General features: G+C 58.6%; 1 protein-coding gene. It reads left to right on the top strand.

Going from position 1 to position 1,373, the window contains the following annotated elements; genetic code table 11:
* Positions 1-358 precede the first annotated feature (358 nt).
* The coding region (locus DWV32_RS09760; protein ID WP_147346229.1) for a hypothetical protein at positions 359-1,373 on the top strand (1,015 nt) is incomplete at its 3' end.

The following is a 1,373-nucleotide window of genomic DNA, read 5'->3' as shown; positions in this document are numbered from 1 at the left end:
GGCTGAAACCGGCATAGCAACTAGCGGAAGGCATCATCGAAGGAGTGTGCTGGAAAGCACCCGTCTCCTTAACTGTTAGAAATGCAAGTTAATAATCTATGTGGTCAATATAATACCGTTGAACCCGCATATCGATACCGCTCAGCCACTCGCCTCGCCCCCATCGCACGCATCTTCATTCGGTCTGTCATTATTAATCTAACGATGCTTTGAGAAATGCAGGTGCTTCTAAATGTACTGTCGACTTCTTCTCAAACTAATCCTAAGAGACAGGGCCGTATGGATCTCTACGCTCGTTCTCGCTGCGGCCTTCTCCATCCCCATTGCGTTCAATTCACCCATCTACGGGCCCTTCTTTATGAAGCAGGGCATGCAGAGCTTTGTCGACGCATTCAATACGCGCGCACCCCAAGCCAACGGCACAGACCTATCTCCAGAGCAGCAAAATGACGCGGAGCTTTCAAGATACGCGAACGCCGCCCTTGCCGCTCAAACCGACGCCGCCTTTCTCGATTCTGCCGAGAGCTACTACGCGCTCATGGGCGAAGGCTTCCAATCCGGGTCCATCGTGGGAGACCGAGAGACCAATGACGCGGAGCTCGCATATTGCCGTGCCCTGAGCAGCTCCGGCATCACGGATATCCCGGCCTCCGCAAACGACCTGCCATTCCTTTCCTTCCTGCCTTACGCCGTTGCCACGGCGCCGTCTTTCCTTCCCTTCATTCCCTTCCTTCTCTCGTCGATACTCGTGCTCGGCGCCACAAGGCCTGCGACCCTGGCGGCGAAGGCGCCCGTGCCCAAATTCCGGCGCCTTATCCAGATCGTGTTTTCGATAATCGCCGCGGGGACCGCGATGCTCCTCGCCGGCCTCGCACCCGGGGGCATTTACGCCTTGGCCCTAAACGGCTTCGGGCAAATTGGGTACCCGATCGCCTTCTTCCATGACGGCGCGCTTGCCACCACGGCTGCGGGAAACGTCTTCACAGCCCTGCTTATCGCGCTTCTTGCGGGCGGAACCTTGATATCCGTTTGTTCCGCCGTCCTATCGACCGCAACGAGGCGCGTCCTCGCGGGCCCCCTTGCCTCCGCGCTGCTTGTCGCGGCCCCGGCATTCCCGTTACTGTCCGATTCGGCACTGGAGCATAACGCCGCGCTCAATCTCCTGCCGCTGGCCGTATTCTCGCCTATCGAGGCAACGGGTTACGTAGGATGCTTCCCGACAGAATTCATTGGCTCCGGTTCAGGCAGCGCATCGATGCTTGCCGTGGCCCTGGCATACGTCGCGGTCCTTTTTGCGGTCGGCGCCGTTGCGACACGTTCGCCCAAACAGCCTGGACCCGCGAAAAAGCGCCATGGGCTCGAGCTTCTGGACG

The organism is Collinsella sp. AF04-24, assembly GCF_003465685.1.
GTDB lineage: Bacteria > Actinomycetota > Coriobacteriia > Coriobacteriales > Coriobacteriaceae > Collinsella > Collinsella aerofaciens_AP.
The sequence above is the reverse complement of the archived record's forward strand: the minus strand, read 5'-3'. Positions and strand labels throughout refer to the sequence as shown.